This is a genomic window from Mesorhizobium sp. WSM4817, assembly GCF_055811135.1.
The window spans coordinates 1-1,676 of sequence record NZ_JBVVQQ010000086.1; the positions used below are offsets into that span (position 1 = coordinate 1).

Genomic DNA, 1,676 nt, shown 5'->3' on the forward strand with positions numbered 1-1,676 from the left:
GGCCTGCCGGTTAGGCAAGGCTTGGCGAAATCTCCTCCTGGCGTTTCGCCACAAACGCATCGAGTTCCTCCCGCACGGCGGGGTCCATCGGCGGTTGCTCGCAGCTCGCGATGATTGTTTTCGCCTTCTCTCTGCAGCGCTGCGCCATGTCCTTGGAGCCTTTGACCTTCCACTGCTCGTAGCTTAAGTAATCGAGGATCTCCGGCGCGATGAACGCATCCTTGAAGCGCTTTAGCGTGAAGGAATCTCCGAGATAGTGGCCGCCGGGGCCAATCCGGCGCACGGCTTCGAGCGCGTCCTCGAAATGTTCGAACGAAATCCCCCGCGCGTATTTCTCGATCAGCAAGTTCTGTTCCGCATCGGCGACGAACTTCGCCATGCAGCACACGAGACCGGCTTCATCCCAGCCGCCGGCATGCATCATAAGGTTCGAGCAGGCGCTGGCGCCGGACATGTAGGCAACGGCTGATTCATAGCCGGACTGAGCATCGAAGGTTTTGGCTGAGGATTGGGACGCGGTGGTTCGCCACGGCACACCATAGCGCCTCGCCAGTTGGCCGATGACCGCGTTGATGAGTGTCACTTCCGGCATGCCGGACATTGGAGCGCCGCTGCGCATCGACACCGAGACCGAATATTGACCGTAGATCATCTTGGCGCCTGGCGTGACAAGCTGAGTGTAGGCGAGAGCGGCGAGCGCCTCCGCATTCAACTGGGCGATCGTGGCGGGGATATCGGCGGGAGTGTTGGCGGCGCCGAGCACGAACGGAGACAGCAGCACGACCTGGTTCGCCTCGACGAAGGCGCGAAGCCCTTCCAGCATGGTCGAATCCCAGACAAGCGGCGAGTTTCCCGACACGTGACCGAGCATCACCGCATTCTGATCCATGAATGTCTTGCCGTGGACGATCTGCCCCATGGCGATCGAGTCCTCTGCACGCTGCTGCCCGGTCGTCAGACCGAAGAAGGGCATGTTCGTTTCCACCAGGCTCGAATGGTTGATATGCAGGTGGCGCCATGGAACGGCGATGTCGGTCGGCTCGCAGGTGAATCCGCCGGCGATATGGAAGCCGGGCAGCATCTGGGTCAGCCGGTTCATGTTCCGAAGATCCTCGATCGTGGATGCACGTCGCACGCCCTGAAGATCGCGAATGTTTGGCGCGCCTTGCATGGCGCTGAAGGTCATTGTGTCTGGCGCGATCTCGAAACGCTGCGAGGGATCGCGAGACGTCATTTCAAAACGGGAAGGGGCTTTGGAGATGAGGTCCATCACCATGTCGCCCTCGAGGCAAACGCGGTGCTCACGGACATCCGCACCAGCTTCTTTCCACTGCCTGATCGCTGTCTCGTCTCTGAATTCGATGCCGATTTCACGTAGGATCGCCAGCGAAGCCTGGTGAATGCGCTCAAGCTGCTCGGCAGTGACGGCCTCCACGGGTCGGATGCCGTACTTGATGGTTGAGACGCGCGGCTTTCTTTCAGCCTCCCGTGCTGCAACTACCGAAGACCGGCCTCCGCGGCGCCGGATTGCGGGAACGTCAGTGTCCATCCTAGCCTCGCGCGACAGCGGTGATCAACATCCCGCCTCAAAAACAACCGTGGCTCCGCCGTCTGAAAAGGCGAGCCCAGCTTAATGTCGCGCTGATGATAGGCGCCGGCAATTGGCCTGAGAAGGC

1 protein-coding gene is annotated in these 1,676 nt (G+C 60.7%); it reads right to left on the minus strand.

The features are described 5' to 3' along the window. Positions 1 to 10: 10 nt before the first annotated feature. Positions 11 to 1,549, minus strand: a complete 1,539-nt coding sequence (locus AC0L2K_RS34790) for a trimethylamine methyltransferase family protein (RefSeq protein ID WP_473533635.1) — start codon at positions 1,547 to 1,549, stop codon at positions 11 to 13. Positions 1,550 to 1,676: the final 127 nt, after the last annotated feature.

Excerpts from the sequence above, each read along its gene's own strand:
- AC0L2K_RS34790 (WP_473533635.1), bottom strand. The coding sequence starts at position 1,549 with ATGGACACTGACGTTCCCGCAATCCGGCGCCGCGGAGGCCGGTCTTCG.